The organism is Bradyrhizobium forestalis (assembly GCF_002795245.1).
In the GTDB taxonomy this organism is placed as follows: Bacteria; Pseudomonadota; Alphaproteobacteria; order Rhizobiales; family Xanthobacteraceae; genus Bradyrhizobium; species Bradyrhizobium forestalis.
On sequence record NZ_PGVG01000022.1, the window covers coordinates 70,932 to 85,306 of the forward strand.

General features: G+C 64.1%; 15 protein-coding genes. 4 read left to right on the forward strand and 11 right to left on the reverse strand.

Annotated features, from left to right (window positions below):
- Positions 1-65: 65 nt before the first annotated feature.
- The gene (gene fabA, locus CVM73_RS24175; RefSeq protein ID WP_100234394.1) at positions 66-596 is read left to right on the forward strand and encodes a bifunctional 3-hydroxydecanoyl-ACP dehydratase/trans-2-decenoyl-ACP isomerase; all 531 of its coding nucleotides are present in this window, start codon (positions 66-68) and stop codon (positions 594-596) included.
- Between the two features lie 91 nt (positions 597-687).
- Here the strand turns inward: fabA and CVM73_RS24180 are convergent, their stop codons facing one another.
- From CVM73_RS24180 to CVM73_RS24215, 8 genes are all read right to left on the reverse strand, one after another.
- A complete protein-coding gene (locus CVM73_RS24180; protein ID WP_100234355.1) occupies positions 688-1,098 on the reverse strand; it encodes a TfoX/Sxy family protein in 411 nt (136 codons plus the stop codon).
- 188 nt (positions 1,099-1,286) lie between these two features.
- Positions 1,287-1,688: a HesB/IscA family protein gene (locus CVM73_RS24185; RefSeq protein WP_027572271.1), complete on the reverse strand. Its 402-nt coding sequence runs from the start codon at positions 1,686-1,688 to the stop codon at positions 1,287-1,289.
- 49 nt (positions 1,689-1,737) lie between these two features.
- Entirely contained in the window at positions 1,738-2,109 is a 372-nt protein-coding gene (locus tag CVM73_RS24190) for an SUF system Fe-S cluster assembly protein (protein ID WP_028177247.1), read from the reverse strand.
- Positions 2,106-3,353, reverse strand: coding sequence for a cysteine desulfurase (locus tag CVM73_RS24195; RefSeq protein ID WP_100234356.1), 1,248 nt, complete (start codon positions 3,351-3,353; stop codon positions 2,106-2,108). The genes CVM73_RS24190 and CVM73_RS24195 overlap by 4 nt, the downstream gene beginning before the upstream one ends.
- On the reverse strand, positions 3,350-4,654 hold the full coding sequence (gene sufD / locus CVM73_RS24200) for a Fe-S cluster assembly protein SufD (protein WP_100234357.1): 1,305 nt from the start codon (positions 4,652-4,654) through the stop codon (positions 3,350-3,352). The genes CVM73_RS24195 and sufD overlap by 4 nt, the downstream gene beginning before the upstream one ends.
- Before the next feature lie 11 nt (positions 4,655-4,665).
- Complete coding sequence (gene sufC, locus CVM73_RS24205) at positions 4,666-5,418, reverse strand: Fe-S cluster assembly ATPase SufC (protein ID WP_100234358.1); 753 nt, start codon at positions 5,416-5,418, stop codon at positions 4,666-4,668.
- 60 nt (positions 5,419-5,478) lie between these two features.
- Positions 5,479-6,975, reverse strand: coding sequence for a Fe-S cluster assembly protein SufB (sufB, locus tag CVM73_RS24210; protein ID WP_100234359.1), 1,497 nt, complete (start codon positions 6,973-6,975; stop codon positions 5,479-5,481).
- A 113-nt stretch (positions 6,976-7,088) separates the two neighbouring features.
- On the reverse strand, positions 7,089-8,228 hold the full coding sequence (locus CVM73_RS24215) for a cysteine desulfurase family protein (protein ID WP_100234360.1): 1,140 nt from the start codon (positions 8,226-8,228) through the stop codon (positions 7,089-7,091).
- A gap of 334 nt (positions 8,229-8,562) precedes the next feature.
- Here CVM73_RS24215 and CVM73_RS24220 point away from each other — a divergent pair, with 334 nt between their 5' ends.
- Positions 8,563-9,210, forward strand: coding sequence for an alpha/beta hydrolase (locus tag CVM73_RS24220; protein ID WP_025036034.1), 648 nt, complete (start codon positions 8,563-8,565; stop codon positions 9,208-9,210).
- A gap of 60 nt (positions 9,211-9,270) precedes the next feature.
- On the opposite strand, the gene CVM73_RS24225 is transcribed toward CVM73_RS24220, so the two are convergent.
- The 3 genes from CVM73_RS24225 to CVM73_RS24235 all read right to left on the reverse strand — a co-directional run bounded on the left by CVM73_RS24225 (position 9,271) and on the right by CVM73_RS24235 (position 11,484).
- Entirely contained in the window at positions 9,271-9,594 is a 324-nt protein-coding gene (locus CVM73_RS24225) for a DMT family transporter (protein ID WP_100234395.1), read from the reverse strand.
- A 10-nt stretch (positions 9,595-9,604) separates the two neighbouring features.
- Positions 9,605-10,282: a glutathione S-transferase family protein gene (locus CVM73_RS24230; protein ID WP_100234361.1), complete on the reverse strand. Its 678-nt coding sequence runs from the start codon at positions 10,280-10,282 to the stop codon at positions 9,605-9,607.
- Between the two features lie 98 nt (positions 10,283-10,380).
- Positions 10,381-11,484, reverse strand: coding sequence for an anhydro-N-acetylmuramic acid kinase (locus tag CVM73_RS24235; RefSeq protein ID WP_100234362.1), 1,104 nt, complete (start codon positions 11,482-11,484; stop codon positions 10,381-10,383).
- Positions 11,485-11,649: 165 nt separating this feature from the next.
- On the opposite strand from CVM73_RS24235, the gene tyrS reads away from it, so the two are divergent.
- Together tyrS and CVM73_RS24245 are read left to right on the forward strand one after the other, a co-directional pair.
- Positions 11,650-12,903, forward strand: coding sequence for a tyrosine--tRNA ligase (gene tyrS / locus CVM73_RS24240; RefSeq protein ID WP_100234363.1), 1,254 nt, complete (start codon positions 11,650-11,652; stop codon positions 12,901-12,903).
- A 56-nt stretch (positions 12,904-12,959) separates the two neighbouring features.
- A complete protein-coding gene (locus CVM73_RS24245) occupies positions 12,960-14,243 on the forward strand; it encodes an MFS transporter (RefSeq protein WP_100234364.1) in 1,284 nt (427 codons plus the stop codon).
- The last annotated feature ends 132 nt before the right edge of the window (positions 14,244-14,375 follow it).

Sequence of the window (14,375 nt, forward strand, 5' to 3'; positions counted from 1 at the left end):
ACTTGCCGACCGACATCTTCCTCGCCGCCGCGGCTCCTGACCGCGAGCATCGAGGACTTATCACCTTGCCCAATCCTCATGATTTCCATACGCCGCAGCCGTCCTACACCAGGGACGAGCTGCTGAGATCGAGCGAAGGCGGCTATTTCGGCCCGGGCAATGCGCAATTGCCGGCACCGCCGATGCTGATGATGGACCGCATCACGGAGATCAGCCTCGACGGCGGCGAGTTTGGCAAGGGCCATGTCGTCGGCGAACTCGACATTGTGCCAGGCCACTGGTTCTTCGATTGCCACTACCGCGGCGACGCGATGATGCCGGGAAGCCTCGGCCTCGATGCGATGTGGCAGATGATCGGCTACTGGCTCGGCTGGTCCGGCTCTCCAGGCAAGGGCCGCGCCATCGGCGTCGGCGAAGTGGAGTGCACGGGCACCATTACCCCCGAAACAAGACGCGTGCGCTACGAGGTCGCCATGCGCATGGTCCGCCGCGGCAAGCTGGTGCTCGGGATTGCCGACGGCCGCGTGCTCGCCGACGGCGCCTGCGTCTTCACAGCCAAGGACATGAGGGTCGGCCTGACCAAGGCCGTGGATTGATCCTCAGGCCCCGGGTGGGCAAAGGCGCGCAGCGCCGTGCCCACCATCTCTCCAACACCGATATCCTGAGTGGTGGGCACGCTCCGCTTTGCTACCGCACCGCCTTCTTGGCTGCTTTCTTGGCCGGACGCTTCTTGGCAGCGTGCTTCTTCGGCGCGGCCTTCTTCGCTTTCGGCCGCTTCTTCACCTTGGCGCGCTGCGCCGCGGCGAGTGCCGCCCTCGCCCATTGGGCAAGCTCTGCGGAATCATCGAACAGGCGCGCGGGCAGCTCCCAGTAGGAGTTGACCACCACGGTCTTGGCGCGGGTCGCGTACTGGAACGGCTTGGAGCCTTCGGCCTCGAAGTCCGGGATGGTCGTCTCGTCGGCGCGGAAGAACAGGCCGGCACGGAGCGACAGCGCGAAATTGACGCCGTCGGCGGAGATGCCGTAGCCGGAGAACATCTTGCGGATGGTGACCGGGCCGAAATCGGCGAACAGGTCGATCAGGAATTCGCGGTCCATGCGCACGCTCTCTCGTGCCCCGGACGCAGCGCAGCGTCCCCGGCGATGCCAAGCATCGTCCGGTGCGGTGCGCTACAGAGCCGGGGCCAACCCATCTTGCACCGATTGTAGCGTGGGTCCCGGCTCGGCGCAGCAGCGCAAATGCGCTGCAGCGCGTCCGGGACACGAGAGCGGTGCTTGGAGAGATACTACCCGTCGATCTTGGCCGGCCGCAGCTCGACCGATTCGCCGCAGCCGCAGGCGGAGACCTGGTTGGGATTGTTGAAGACGAACTGGGCCTGCATCTTGTCGGCCTTGTAGTCCATCTCGGTGCCGAGCAGGAACAGCACGGCCTTGGGATCGACCAGGATCTTGACGCCCTTGTCCTCGACGACCTCGTCGGTCGGGCGGATCTCGTGGGCATATTCGACCGTGTAGGACTGGCCGGCGCAGCCGCCGTTCTTCACCCCGACGCGCAGGCCCACGATCTCCGAATCTGCACGCTGGGTCAGCTCGGTGATGCGCTTGGCAGCAGCGTCCGTCAGCCGCATCACCTGCGGGCGCGGCCGCCGCGGCTTCGGAGTGGAGGATGCTGGTGTCGCCTGGGTCATGTTATTTATGTGGTCCGTTGCGGAGCGAATTCAATGCGGGCTGAGACCGTCACCACATGTTGAGCACGAGGCGCGCCTCGTCGCTCATGCGTTCCGGCGACCACGGTGGTTCCCAGACCACCTTGACGTCGACCACGCCGACGCCGGGGACGCTGGCGACCGCGTTTTCGACCATGGTCGGCAGCTCGCCGGCGGCCGGGCAGTTCGGCGTCGTCAGCGTCATCAGCACGTCGACCGAACGATCGTCCTTGATCTCGACCTTGTAGATCAGGCCGAGCTCGTAGATGTCGGCGGGGATCTCCGGGTCGAACACGGTCTTGAGCCCGGCGATGATCTCGGTGGTCAGCCGCTCGGTCTCCTCCGGCGGCAGCGCCGAATGAGTCTCCATCGGATTGGCTTTGATTTCGGCCGTGTCACTCATGCGAACAAATCCCGCGCCTTCAGCAGCGCCTGTGCCAGATGATCGACTTCTTCCCGCGTATTATACATGCCGAACGAGGCCCGGCAGGTGGCCGTGACGTTGAACCGCTCTAAAAGCGGCATCACGCAATGCGTGCCGGCGCGCACCGCGATGCCCTGGCGGTCGATCACGGTGGCGACGTCATGGGCGTGGGCGCCCTTGAGCTCGAAGGAGATCACCGGGCCCTTGCCCCGGGCCGTGCCGATCAGCCGCAGCGAGTTGATCTCGCGCAAGCGCTCCTGGGCATAGGTGGTGAGATCGTGCTCGTGCGCAGCGATGCGCTCCTTGCCGATCGAATTCACGTAGTCGATGGCGGCACCGAGGCCGATCGCTTCGACGATGGGCGGTGTGCCGGCCTCGAACTTGTGCGGCGGATCGCCATAGGTGACCCAGTCCTTCGCGACCTCGCGGATCATCTCGCCGCCGCCGTTGAAGGGCCGCATCGCGACAAGGTGCTCATGCTTGGCATAGAGCGCGCCGATGCCGGTCGGACCGTAAATCTTGTGGCCGGTGAACGCGTAGAAATCGCAGTCGAGATCCTGCACGTCGATGGGCAGATGCACCGCGCCCTGCGCACCGTCGACCAGCACCGGGATGCCGCGATCATGGGCCAGCCGCACCACCTCCTTGATCGGAACGAACGTCCCGAGCGCGTTCGACATCTGGGTGATGGCGACAAGCTTGGTCTTCGGCGTCAGCAGCTTCTCGAACTCGTCGATCAGGAAGTTGCCTTCGTCGTCGACCGGCGCCCATTTGATCACCGCGCCATGGCGTTCCCTGAGGAAATGCCATGGCACGATGTTGGAATGGTGCTCCATGATCGAGAGGACGATCTCGTCGCCCTGCTTGATGTTCGGCTCGCCCCAGGACGACGCCACCAGGTTGATCGCCTCGGTGACGTTGCGGGTGAAGATGATTTCCTCGGTCCGTCGGGCATTGACGAACTGCGCGACCTTTGCCCGCGCGCCCTCGTAGGCCTCCGTCGCCGCATTGGCGAGGTAATGCAGGCCGCGATGCACGTTGGCGTATTCGGACGTATAGGCCTGCGTCATGCGGTCGAGCACGGCGCTCGGCTTCTGCGCCGAGGCGGCGTTGTCGAGATAGACCAGCTTCTTGCCGTAGACCTGCATGGCGAGCGCCGGGAAATCCTGGCGCACGCGCGCGACGTCGTAGGCACCGTTCTTGACCGCCGGATGCGTGCTCATGACCGTCGCTCCAGCCAGCGCTCGGCGATGCCGATCACGTGCTCGCGCAAGTCGTCGTCGGCGATCTGCTCGATCGCCTCGCCGACGAAGGCCTGGATCAACAGCGCCTGGGCTTGCTTCTCCGGCAACCCGCGCGCTTTCAGATAGAACAGCAGGTTGTCGTCGAGCGCGCCGGCGGTGGCACCATGGCCACAGGAGACGTCGTCGGCAAAAATCTCGAGCTCGGGCTTGTTGTCGGCTTCCGCCTCGTCCGAGAGCAGCAGCGCGCGGGTCATCATCTTGCCGTCGGTCTTCTGCGCGTCGGGACGGACGATGATGCGGCCCTGGAACACCGAATGGCCGCGGTCGTCGATCACGGCGCGGAAGGTCTCGCGGCTCATGCAGTTCGGCACGGCATGGTCGACCAGCAGCGTCAAATCGCCATGCTCGGTCTTCTTCAACAGGTTCACCCCGTTGAGCGAGAGCTCGCTGCCCTCGCCTGTGAACGTAATGAAGCCCTGCAGGCGGCTGACGGCGCCACCGCTGGTCATGTTGAAGTAGTTGAGCTTTACGTTGGCGCCGACGGTGACGAACTGCGAGGTGATGTTCACCGCGTCAGGCGCATCGTCCATCAGGCGGATGTAAGCGACATCGGCGTCATCGCCGATCGAGAGGAGCACGGCGTCGCTGACCTGATAGGCGCCGGCGCCGGCAGCGACAAAGCTCTCGATGATGGTCGCGCGCGCGCCCTTCCCGATCCGCACCTGCGAACGGGTGAAGGCCGATGCGGAGGGCGCGGTCGCAACGTGAATGATCTGGACCGGTGCGGACGGCTGGGCACCATCGGAGATCGACAGCACGACGCCGTCGGTTGCCATCGCCGCGTTCAGCGAGATCACGGCATCGGTGGATGCGGTCGTCAGGAGATCGGCGCTCTTTTCCAGCACCTCGCGCAATGTCGTCACACTCACGCCAGAAGGGAGCGCCTTCGCATCGGACAGATCGGCTGCGAACACGCCGTCGACCAGCACCAGTTTGCAGGCACCTGCAAACGCGTGCGCCTTCACGGCCTCCATCGCACGCGACAGTGCGGCCGTATCGGGACTGCCCGCGAGCGGCAGCACCTCGCCGACCAGCGCGCGCAGATCGGTATATTTCCACTCTTCGATCCGGCGGTGCGGCAGGCCGAGACGCTCATAGGTGTCGAACGCCTGGCGGCGCACCGCTACGACTGCCGGTGAACCCGGCAGCCGGCCTTCGGCGCTGGCGAAGAGGTCGCTCACCGCGCGGCCGCTTCCGGTCTTTGCCACAGCAACGTTCATCCTGAAATCCTTTACGCCGCTTCCTCGAACTGGGCGTAGCCGGACTCCTCCAGCTCCAGCGCCAGTTGCTTGTCGCCGCTCTTCACGACGCGGCCACGCGACATCACGTGCACGAAGTCGGGTATGATGTAGTTCAGCAGACGCTGATAGTGGGTGATCACCACCATCGCGCGCTTTGGCGTGCGCAGCGCGTTGACGCCATCGGCGGCAATGCGCAGTGCGTCGATGTCGAGCCCCGAGTCCATCTCATCGAGGATGCACAGGGCAGGCTCGAACAGCGCCATCTGCAGCACCTCGTTGCGCTTCTTCTCGCCGCCGGAGAAGCCGACATTGACGCCGCGCTTGAGCATGTCCTGCGGGATGTTCAGCGACTTCGAGACCTCGCGGACCTTCTTCAGGAAGTCCGGGGTCGAATATTCGCTCTCGCCGCGGGCCTTGCGCTGCGCATTCAGCGCAGTGCGCAGGAAGGTCATGGTGGCAACGCCGGGGATCTCGACCGGATACTGGAACGCCAGGAATACGCCCTTGGCGGCGCGCTCCTCGGGGTCCATCTCCAGCAGGTCCTCGCCCTTGAACAGGATCTGACCGTCGGTGACCTCATAGCCGGGCTTGCCGGCGATGACGTGCGAGAGCGTCGACTTGCCGGAGCCGTTCGGCCCCATGATGGCGTGCACCTCGCCCTCGTTCACGGTCAGCGACAGCCCGTGGAGGATCTCACGCTCCTCGACACGAACCTTGAGGTCTTTCACTTCAAGCAAAGCCATCTTGGTACCCAGTCTATTCAATTGATGTTGGAGCGCCGAAGCGCACCGCGAGGGCCGGTGTTAACCGACCGACCCTTCAAGCGAGATCGAGATCAGCTTCTGCGCTTCCACCGCGAATTCCATCGGCAGCTGCTGCAGCACGTCCTTGACGAAGCCGTTGACGACGAGGCCGACGGCCTCTTCCTGGCTGAGCCCGCGCTGGATGCAGTAGAACAGCACGTCCTCGGAGATTTTTGAGGTCGTCGCCTCGTGCTCGAACGTCGCCGAGGAGTTCTTGGCCTCGATGTACGGCACGGTGTGCGCGCCACATTTGTCGCCGATCAGCAGCGAGTCGCAGGCGGTGAAGTTGCGCGCGCCAGTCGCCTTGCGGTGCGCGGTGACGAGGCCGCGATAGGTGTTCTGCGACTTGCCGGCGGCGATGCCCTTCGAGATGATGCGGCTCGACGTGTTCTTGCCGAGATGGATCATCTTGGTGCCCGAATCGACCTGCTGGAAGCCGTTCGAGATCGCGATCGAGTAGAATTCGCCGCGGGAGTTGTCGCCGCGCAGGATGCAGCTCGGATATTTCCAGGTGATCGCAGATCCGGTCTCGACCTGGGTCCAGGAAATCTTGGAGTGGGCGCCGCGGCAGTCACCACGCTTGGTGACGAAATTGTAGATGCCGCCCTTGCCTTCCGAATTGCCGGGATACCAGTTCTGCACCGTCGAATATTTGATCTCGGCGTCATCGAGCGCGACGAGCTCGACCACGGCGGCGTGCAGCTGGTTCTCGTCGCGCTGCGGCGCGGTGCAGCCTTCGAGATAGGAGACGTAGGAGCCCTTGTCGGCGATGATCAGCGTGCGCTCGAACTGGCCGGTGTTGCGCTCGTTGATGCGGAAATAGGTCGACAGCTCCATCGGGCAGCGCACGCCCGGCGGCACGTAGACGAACGAGCCGTCGGAGAACACCGCCGAGTTCAGCGTCGCGTAGAAATTGTCCGAGGTCGGAACCACCGAGCCGAGATATTTCTGCACGAGCTCAGGGTGCTCGCGGATCGCCTCGGAGATCGGCATGAAGATCACGCCGGCCTTCTTCAGCTCCGCCTTGAACGTGGTCGCCACCGAAACCGAATCGAACACCGCATCGACCGCGATCTTGCGGCGCGCCGGATCCTCTTCGCCCACCTTCGGCTCGATGCCTTCGAGCATGGCGACTTCCCGCAAGGGGATGCCGAGCTTCTCGTAGGTCTTCAGGATCTCCGGATCGATCTCGTCGAGCGAAGAGACCGCCTTCTTCGGCTTCGGCGCCGCGTAGTAATAAATGTCCTGGAAGTCGATCTTGGGATACTCGACGCGCGCCCAGGTCGGCTCGGTCATGGTCAGCCAGCGCCGATAGGCCTCCAGCCGCCACTGGAGCATCCAGGCGGGGTCATTCTTTTTCTGCGAGATGAACTTTACGATCTCTTCCGACAGCCCCTTGGGGGCCTTCTCGGAGTCGATCAGGGTCTCAAACCCATAACGATACTGGTCGACGTCGATGCGCTTCACGCGCTCGACCGTCTCTTGTACGGCTGGCATTCCATCCTCCGCTCGCGGTTTCAAGGACCGCGGTGGATCAAACTCGGACGAGTATTACGATATTTCTCCGAGGAAAGCACGGGCTTAGAACCGTTCAAGCCGTGTTTCGTCGCTTAGCCCTTAAGTAGGGTATTACCAAGCTTTCGCCAAGCCTCTAACGCCCTATTGATGTCCTCAGGTTTCGTGGACCAGCCCAGACTGAGACGCACCGCTCCCTGGGCCACCGCGGAATCACAGCCCATGGCAGAAAGCACGTGGGACGGCTGGACTTTGCCCGAAGAGCAGGCAGAGCCGGAGGAGACCGCGATGCCCTCCAGGTCGAATCCAATCACGGCAGTTTCGGCCTTCAGGCCTGGCGCGGTGAAAAGCACGGTATTTGGCAACCGCGCGACGTCCCCTGCAAAGATCGTCGCCCCGGCAATGCCGCGAAGACCATTTTCCAAACGATCTCTGAGGCTTGCCATTCGCTTCGCATCCTCCGGCAAAGCCTGAAGCGCGGCCTTCACCGCCGCGCCGAAGCCGGCGATCCCCGCAACGTTCTCGGTTCCTGCGCGACGGTTGAGCTCCTGCCCGCCGCCCCGCAGCGCCGGCTCCAGGCCGCCTATCCCTTCGGTCATCACCAATGCGCCGACCCCCTTGGGGCCGCCGATCTTGTGTGCAGAAAAGGTGGCAAGGTCGGCGCCTATCGAATTGATATCGAACGGGATTTTGCCCAGTGCCTGGATCGCATCGACGTGCAGGAGGCCGCCGGCCTCGTGGACCACGCTTGCGGCCTCAGTGATGGGCTGCAGCGCGCCCGTCTCGTTGTTGGCGGCCATGACCGAGACCAGGGCTGGCGGGCCGTCCTTGAGTTGCATCTTCAAATGATCGAGGTCGACCACGCCGGAGCTCGCGACCCGGATCAGGCCGATCTTGTCGGCCGGGAACCGGCCGCCAGCGAGCACCGAAGCGTGCTCGACCGCCGAGACCAGCAGCCGCTCGGCAGGACCGCCAGACGGCCCCCGCAAACCCGGCGAGAGCGCCAGCGCATTGGCCTCAGTTCCAGCGGAGGTGAAGACGACGTTGCGCGGCTGCGCACCGACCGCCGCCGCCAGCACGGTACGCGCCTCCTCGACCAGCCGTCGCGCCTCGCGTCCCTCGGCATGGACCGAGGACGGATTGCCGATCAGGTCATATGCAGCCAGGATCGCAGCCCGCGCTTCCGGGCGGAGCGGCGTGGTCGCGTTCCAATCGAGATAGACCCGGGTTCGCATTGAGTAGAATATTACCTCACATCACAGAGCACTTTCGCGCCGTCCCGAGATGGGCCGCGGCCACGCAATTGGCAACCCGATTCCGAATGAGCGGCCGTCGTGACGCGCTCATGACGCGCTAACGCCTTGAACCCGTTGGGTGATGTTCAAGATGCTTGCTTTTTGACCCTCAGCCTATGTTAGAACGCGCACCGTCACCGCGCGCTTTCAGCGCATCACCGCAAGGCGCGCCTTCTCACCCGTCATTCGCGCTTCCGTCGGCACCTGCCGATGAAGCCACAATCGGTTGATTGCCGAGATCGTCTCTCAAGGAAATCAATCAAGAGATTCACCGATGCCCGAAGTCATTTTCACCGGCCCAGCCGGCCGTCTCGAAGGCCGCTATCACCCGGCCAAGCAGAAGAACGCGCCGATCGCGATGATTCTGCATCCGCATCCGCAGTTCCACGGCACGATGAACCATCAGATCGTGTACCAGTGCTACTATGCCTTCGCGCATCGCGGCTTCTCGGTGCTGCGCTTCAATTTCCGCGGCGTCGGCCGCAGCCAGGGCTCGTTCGACCACGGCACCGGCGAATTGTCAGACGCGGCGGCCGCGCTCGACTGGGCGCAGACCATCAATCCCGAAGCGCGCGCCTGCTGGGTTGCCGGCTTCTCCTTCGGCGCCTGGATCGGCATGCAGCTTTTGATGCGCCGCCCCGAGGTCGAGGGCTTCATCTCGATCGCGCCGCCGGCCAACCTCTACGACTTCTCGTTCCTCGCGCCCTGCCCCTCGTCGGGCCTGATCGTGCATGGCGAGAAGGACGCGGTGGTGCCGCCGAAGGACGTCAACACCCTGGTCGAGAAGCTGAAGACGCAGAAGGGCATCGTGATCGACCAGCAGATCATCCCCGGCGCCAATCACTTCTTCGATTCCAAGCTCGAGCCGCTGATGGAGACCATCACGGCCTATCTCGACATGCGCCTCGCCAACGTCCGCTGAGCGTTATGTTTTGAGCATGATCTTATCGGAAAACCACTTCACACTTTTCCGGATCATGCTCTAAGCCAGCTTCAGCGCGACGATCCCCATCAAGACGAGCGCGATGCCCGCAAGCTTCATCGCGCTCAAGGTCTCGCCGAACAGCACGACGCCCATGGCGAAGGTGCCGGCCGCGCCGATGCCGGTCCACACCGAATAGGCAACGCCGACCTCGAGCACCTTCAAGGCGCGCCCGAGCAGGAAGACGAAGGCGGCGAGCAGCACGAGTGATGCGATGCTCCAGCCTGCACGCGTGTAGCCTTCCGCATATTTCATTGCGATCGCCCAGCCGACATCGAGCGCGCCTGCGATCACCAGCATCAGCCAGGCCAAGGATTGCGACATCGGCATATGCTCAGGCCGCCAGCTTGAGCAGATGCGCATCGTGGCGAACGAGGAAGGCGCGCAGCAATTGCGGATAGTCGGCGCCGACCGCGGTGCGCACGCTCGGACGTTTCGCAAGCTCGGCGCGCCAGGCGCGAACCTTCGGCACATCGTTGAAGATGCCGTGCTCGGTCAGCTCGTCGAACAGGTCGAAATAGCGGAAGATCGGCGCGAACACGGCGTCGACCAGGCTGAACGCATCGCCGGCGAAGAACGGGCCTGCGCCGAGCGCGGCTTCGACGCGCGCAAATTTCGCAACGAGCGCCTGGCGCTTGCTTTCGAACGTCGCCGGATCGGTCGTGGTCTCCAGTCCCCAGAGATCGCCGAGGATCGCCGAGCCGAACTCCATCCACGCGCGGTGCTCGGCACGCTTCAATGCATCCGCCGGATGCAGCTTGGCGCCGCCTTGCGTCTCCTCGATGTACTCGCAGATCACGTTGCTCTCGAACAGCGCGACCTCGCCCTTGTCCGTCGTCACCACCAGCACCGGCACCTTGCCGAGCGGCGAGAGCTTGAGAAACCAGTCCGGCTTGTTGGCGAGATCGATGTCGATCCGCTCGAACGGCACCCCCTTCTCCTTCAGCGCGATCACGGCACGCTGCACGTAGGGGCAAAGCTTGTGGCTGATCAGTTTCAGTGACGCGGTCATGGCGAGGAATTCCGACGGTTAGATGCAACTGCATTCAATATAAATGCACTTGCATTCACTCGTCAAGATAGATGCAACTGCATCAACAGCCTGTGACCTCACGGCCGCGCAATCACCCCGCCGGTCATCGGCATCGGCACGCCCGTGGTAGCCGGATAGGACAGCGGCAGGCCCTTCAGGCCGCGCGCGGCGAGGAAGCCGAAGGCCTGCGCCTCGATGGCGTCGGAAGCCCAGCCGAGCGTCTCGGCGGCCTCGACGGTGGCCGAGCCCACCCGCTCCCGCAGCATCCGCAGCATGGTGAGGTTGCGGGCGCCGCCACCGCAGACGATCCAACTGCGCGGCCGGCGCGGCAAGAGCGGAATGACGCGCGCGATCGCGGCGGCAGTGAAGGCGGTCAGCGTCGCCGCGCCGTCGGCCGGCGGCACGTCGCCGAGCTTCAGGGCGGCAAAATCGTTGCGGTCGAGCGATTTCGGCGGCGGGCTTGCGAAGAACGGCAAGTCCAGCGCCCGCGCGATCCAGGCCTCATCCACCTTGCCGAGCGCTGCGAATTTGCCTTCGGCATCGAACGCCTGATTCATGGCGCGGTACATGAAATCGTCCAGCAGCGCGTTGCCGGGGCCGGTGTCGCAGGCGATCAGCGTGTCGTTGCCGTCGATATAGGTGATGTTGGAGACGCCGCCGATATTGACCACGACGATCGGCCCCTCGCGCTGGAGCGAATGGGCCAGTGCCCGATGATAGACCGGCACGAACGGCGCGCCCTGCCCGCCGGCCTCGACGTCGGCGGCGCGGAAATCATGCATCACGGGGATATGGATCGCCCTGACCAGCGCCGGCGCGTCACCAATCTGCACCGTCAGCCGTTTTTCAGGCCGGTGCAGCACGGTCTGGCCGTGGAAGCCGACAATGTCGATGTCCTCCGCCCTCATCCGGTTCTGGGCGAGGAAGGCAGCGACCGCCTCGGCATGGGCCCGCGTCACCGCACGCTCGGCCTCGGCCAGAATGCCTGGGCGGGCGTCGCGTTGCTGCAGATGCACGGCCTCGCTCAGCGCCTGGCGCAGCAGATTGCGCTCGGCCGGGCTGTACGGCCGGTAACCGGACGGCCCGAATGCCTTCACCTGCTTTCCATCGGTTTCGATCAGCGCGACATCCACCCCGTCCAGCGAGGTGCCGCTCATCAAACCGAGTGCCGTCAACATCATGGATCAGCGTCCTCAAGAGACCCGGCCTGGCATGCCGATCTTGTGCCAGAGGGACACATCTTATAATGCCAACGCGCCAAGTGGCGGGCGGCCATCGGGTTCCCGCGGAAGACCCTTAAATTGCTCCCAAAACAGTAAACCAAGAATTGTCAGGCACGCCGACAGATGACTGCATTTAAATCGGATTTCCTCAATATCCTGCAGGAACGTGGATTCATCCACCAGTGCTCCGATTTCGAGGGGCTGGACGCGCTCGCCGCCAAGGGCGAAGCGACGACCTATGTCGGCTACGATTGCACCGCCCGTTCGCTGCACATCGGCAATTACCTGACCATGATGATGCTGCACTGGCTGCAGCAGTCCGGCAACAAGCCGATCACGCTGATGGGCGGCGGCACCACCATGGTGGGCGATCCCTCCGGCAAGGACGAGACGCGCGCGATGCGCACCATTGCCGAGATCGAGGCCAACAAGGAATCGATCCGCGGCGTGTTCGCAAAAGTGCTGCGCTATGGCGAGGGCAAGAGCGACGCCGTCATGCTCGACAATGCGGAATGGCTGACCAAGCTGAACTGGATCGAGATGCTGCGCGACGTCGGCCGGCACTTCTCGGTCAACCGCATGCTGACCATGGACTCCGTGCGCCTGCGTCTCGAGCGCGAGCAGGAGATGAGCTTCATCGAGTTCAACTACATGGTCTGCCAGGCCTACGACTTCGTCGAGCTCGCCAAGCGCACCGGCTGCCGCCTGCAGATGGGCGGCTCGGATCAGTGGGGCAACATCATCATGGGCGTCGATCTCGGCCGCCGCATGGGCACGCACCAGCTGTTCGCGCTGACGACGCCGCTGCTGACGACCGCCTCGGGCGCCAAGATGGGCAAGACCGCGCAAGGCGCGGTCTGGCTCAACGCCGACCAGTTCAGCCCGTACGATTTCTGGCAGTACTGGCGCAACACCGAGGACGCCGACGTCGGCAAATTCCTGAAACTGTTCACGACGCTGCCGATCGCCGAGATCAAGAAGCTCGAAGCGCTCGGCGGCTCGGAGATCAACGAGGCCAAGAAGGTGCTCGCGACCGAGGCAACCGCGCTGCTGCATGGCCGGGATGCGGCGAACGAAGCCGCGGAAACCGCGCGCCGCACCTTCGAGGAAGGTGCGCTCGCCGAAAGCCTGCCGACGGTGGAAATTCCGCGCGGCGAGCTCGACACCGGCCTCGGCGTGCTCAACGCGTTCGTCAAGGCAGGCTTGGTTGCCTCCAACGGCGAAGCGAGGCGCCAGATCAAAGGTGGCGGCCTGCGCGTCAACGACGCGCCCGTCACCGACGAGAAGATGGCCCTATCGGCGGGCAATCTGACGCCGGAAGGCGTGATCAAGCTGTCCTTCGGCAAGAAGAAGCACGTGCTCATCAAGCCTGCATAGGCGTATGAGCTTTTCACTGCTTGTCAGGGCGCACGGATGCGCGCTCCCTGACGGCAATGGACCAGAACACGCCCAAGGAAACGACAGCGGAAGCGAGCAAGGATACGCACCAGGTTGGCGTCGCGGCGACACCGCGAGGCGCCGTACGCCTCGCGCTCACCGTGCTCGCACTCTGCTTCACGCTGGCCGTGCTCGGCCGCGGGCTCGGCGACAGCTTTACGGTGTTCCTGAAGCCGATCTCGGAAAGCTTTGGCTGGGATCGCGCCCAGATCGTCTCGGTCTATTCGCTCACTTGGCTCGCGAGCGGCCTCACCGCCCCCTTCGTCGGACGCCTGTTCGATCATTCCGGACCGCGCATCGTCTATGCGCTCGGCCTGCTGCTGCTCGGCGCGGCCTTTCTGATCGCGGCGCACGCCCAGCATCTGTGGCAGTTCCAGCTCTCGATCGGCCTTTGCGTCGGCATCGGCATCGCCTTCATCGGCATCGTGCCGAACTCGATCCTGCTCGGCCGCTGGTTCGGGCCGCGCCTGCCGACCGCGATGTCGGTGGTGTATTCGGCGATGGGCGGCGGCGTGCTGGCACTGCTGCCGGCCTCGCAATTGCTGATCGACCATCTCGGCTGGCGTGATACCTACCAGCTGTTCGGCTTCGCTGCATTGGGCCTGCTGGTGCCGCTCCTGCTGCTTCCGTGGCGGCTGTTTGCCGCGGGCTCGCCGCATGTCGTGAAGAAGACCGATCCCGACTTCGTCGACAACGGCTGGACGCTCCTCGGCGCGATGCGCCACCACGCCTTCTGGGCGCTGTTCTCGACCTTCTTCTTCACCGCCGTCGGTATGTATGCGATCGCCGCCCAGATCGTGGCCTATCTGATCGATGCCGGCTTTCCGCCGCTTCAGGCCGCGACCGCCTGGGGCTTCTCCGGCGTTGTGCTCGTGTTCGGGATGTTAGGCGTCTCCGCGCTTGACGGGTTGATCGGACGCCGGCCGTCCGTGCTGCTGAGCTACGCGATCTCGATCCTCGGCATCGTCCTGCTCTGGTTGCTGCAGTATTCGCCGAACATCCTCCTGCTCACCGGCTTCGTCGTCTGCTTCGGCAGCATGATGGGCTCGCGCGGCCCGCTGATCAGTGCGACCGCGATGCGGATCTTCCAGGGCAAGCGCGTAGGCACCATTTACGGCACGATCTCGATCGGCAGTGGCCTCGGCTCGGCGTTTGGCTCCTGGAGCGGCGGCCTGATCCATGACGCGACGCACGGCTACAACGCGCTGCTCGCCTTCGCGCTTGCGAGCGTGGTGCTCGGGATGATCCCGTTCCTGATCGTGCCCGCTTTGCGCCGATAGGTCTCTCAGAGGTAACCTGAGCGCATTCGCGTCACCGGGGAACTACGGATGAAGACGGCATGAACGCGTGCAAAAAATGCTCGGCGCGCGAGGCTGAAAGCCGGCCCTGCGGTGTTTTGTGGACATGACGAA

Excerpts from the sequence above, each read along its gene's own strand:
- CVM73_RS24245 (WP_100234364.1), top strand. The coding sequence starts at position 12,960 with ATGGACCAGAACACGCCCAAGGAAACGACAGCGGAAGCGAGCAAGGAT.
- CVM73_RS24195 (WP_100234356.1), bottom strand. The coding sequence starts at position 3,353 with ATGAGCACGCATCCGGCGGTCAAGAACGGTGCCTACGACGTCGCGCGC.
- sufD (WP_100234357.1), bottom strand. The coding sequence starts at position 4,654 with ATGAACGTTGCTGTGGCAAAGACCGGAAGCGGCCGCGCGGTGAGCGAC.
- sufC (WP_100234358.1), bottom strand. The coding sequence starts at position 5,418 with ATGGCTTTGCTTGAAGTGAAAGACCTCAAGGTTCGTGTCGAGGAGCGT.
- CVM73_RS24185 (WP_027572271.1), bottom strand. The coding sequence starts at position 1,688 with ATGACCCAGGCGACACCAGCATCCTCCACTCCGAAGCCGCGGCGGCCG.
- CVM73_RS24180 (WP_100234355.1), bottom strand. The coding sequence starts at position 1,098 with ATGGACCGCGAATTCCTGATCGACCTGTTCGCCGATTTCGGCCCGGTC.
- CVM73_RS24190 (WP_028177247.1), bottom strand. The coding sequence starts at position 2,109 with ATGAGTGACACGGCCGAAATCAAAGCCAATCCGATGGAGACTCATTCG.
- tyrS (WP_100234363.1), top strand. The coding sequence starts at position 11,650 with ATGACTGCATTTAAATCGGATTTCCTCAATATCCTGCAGGAACGTGGA.
- sufB (WP_100234359.1), bottom strand. The coding sequence starts at position 6,975 with ATGCCAGCCGTACAAGAGACGGTCGAGCGCGTGAAGCGCATCGACGTC.
- CVM73_RS24220 (WP_025036034.1), top strand. The coding sequence starts at position 8,563 with ATGCCCGAAGTCATTTTCACCGGCCCAGCCGGCCGTCTCGAAGGCCGC.
- CVM73_RS24215 (WP_100234360.1), bottom strand. The coding sequence starts at position 8,228 with ATGCGAACCCGGGTCTATCTCGATTGGAACGCGACCACGCCGCTCCGC.
- CVM73_RS24235 (WP_100234362.1), bottom strand. The coding sequence starts at position 11,484 with ATGATGTTGACGGCACTCGGTTTGATGAGCGGCACCTCGCTGGACGGG.
- CVM73_RS24225 (WP_100234395.1), bottom strand. The coding sequence starts at position 9,594 with ATGTCGCAATCCTTGGCCTGGCTGATGCTGGTGATCGCAGGCGCGCTC.
- CVM73_RS24230 (WP_100234361.1), bottom strand. The coding sequence starts at position 10,282 with ATGACCGCGTCACTGAAACTGATCAGCCACAAGCTTTGCCCCTACGTG.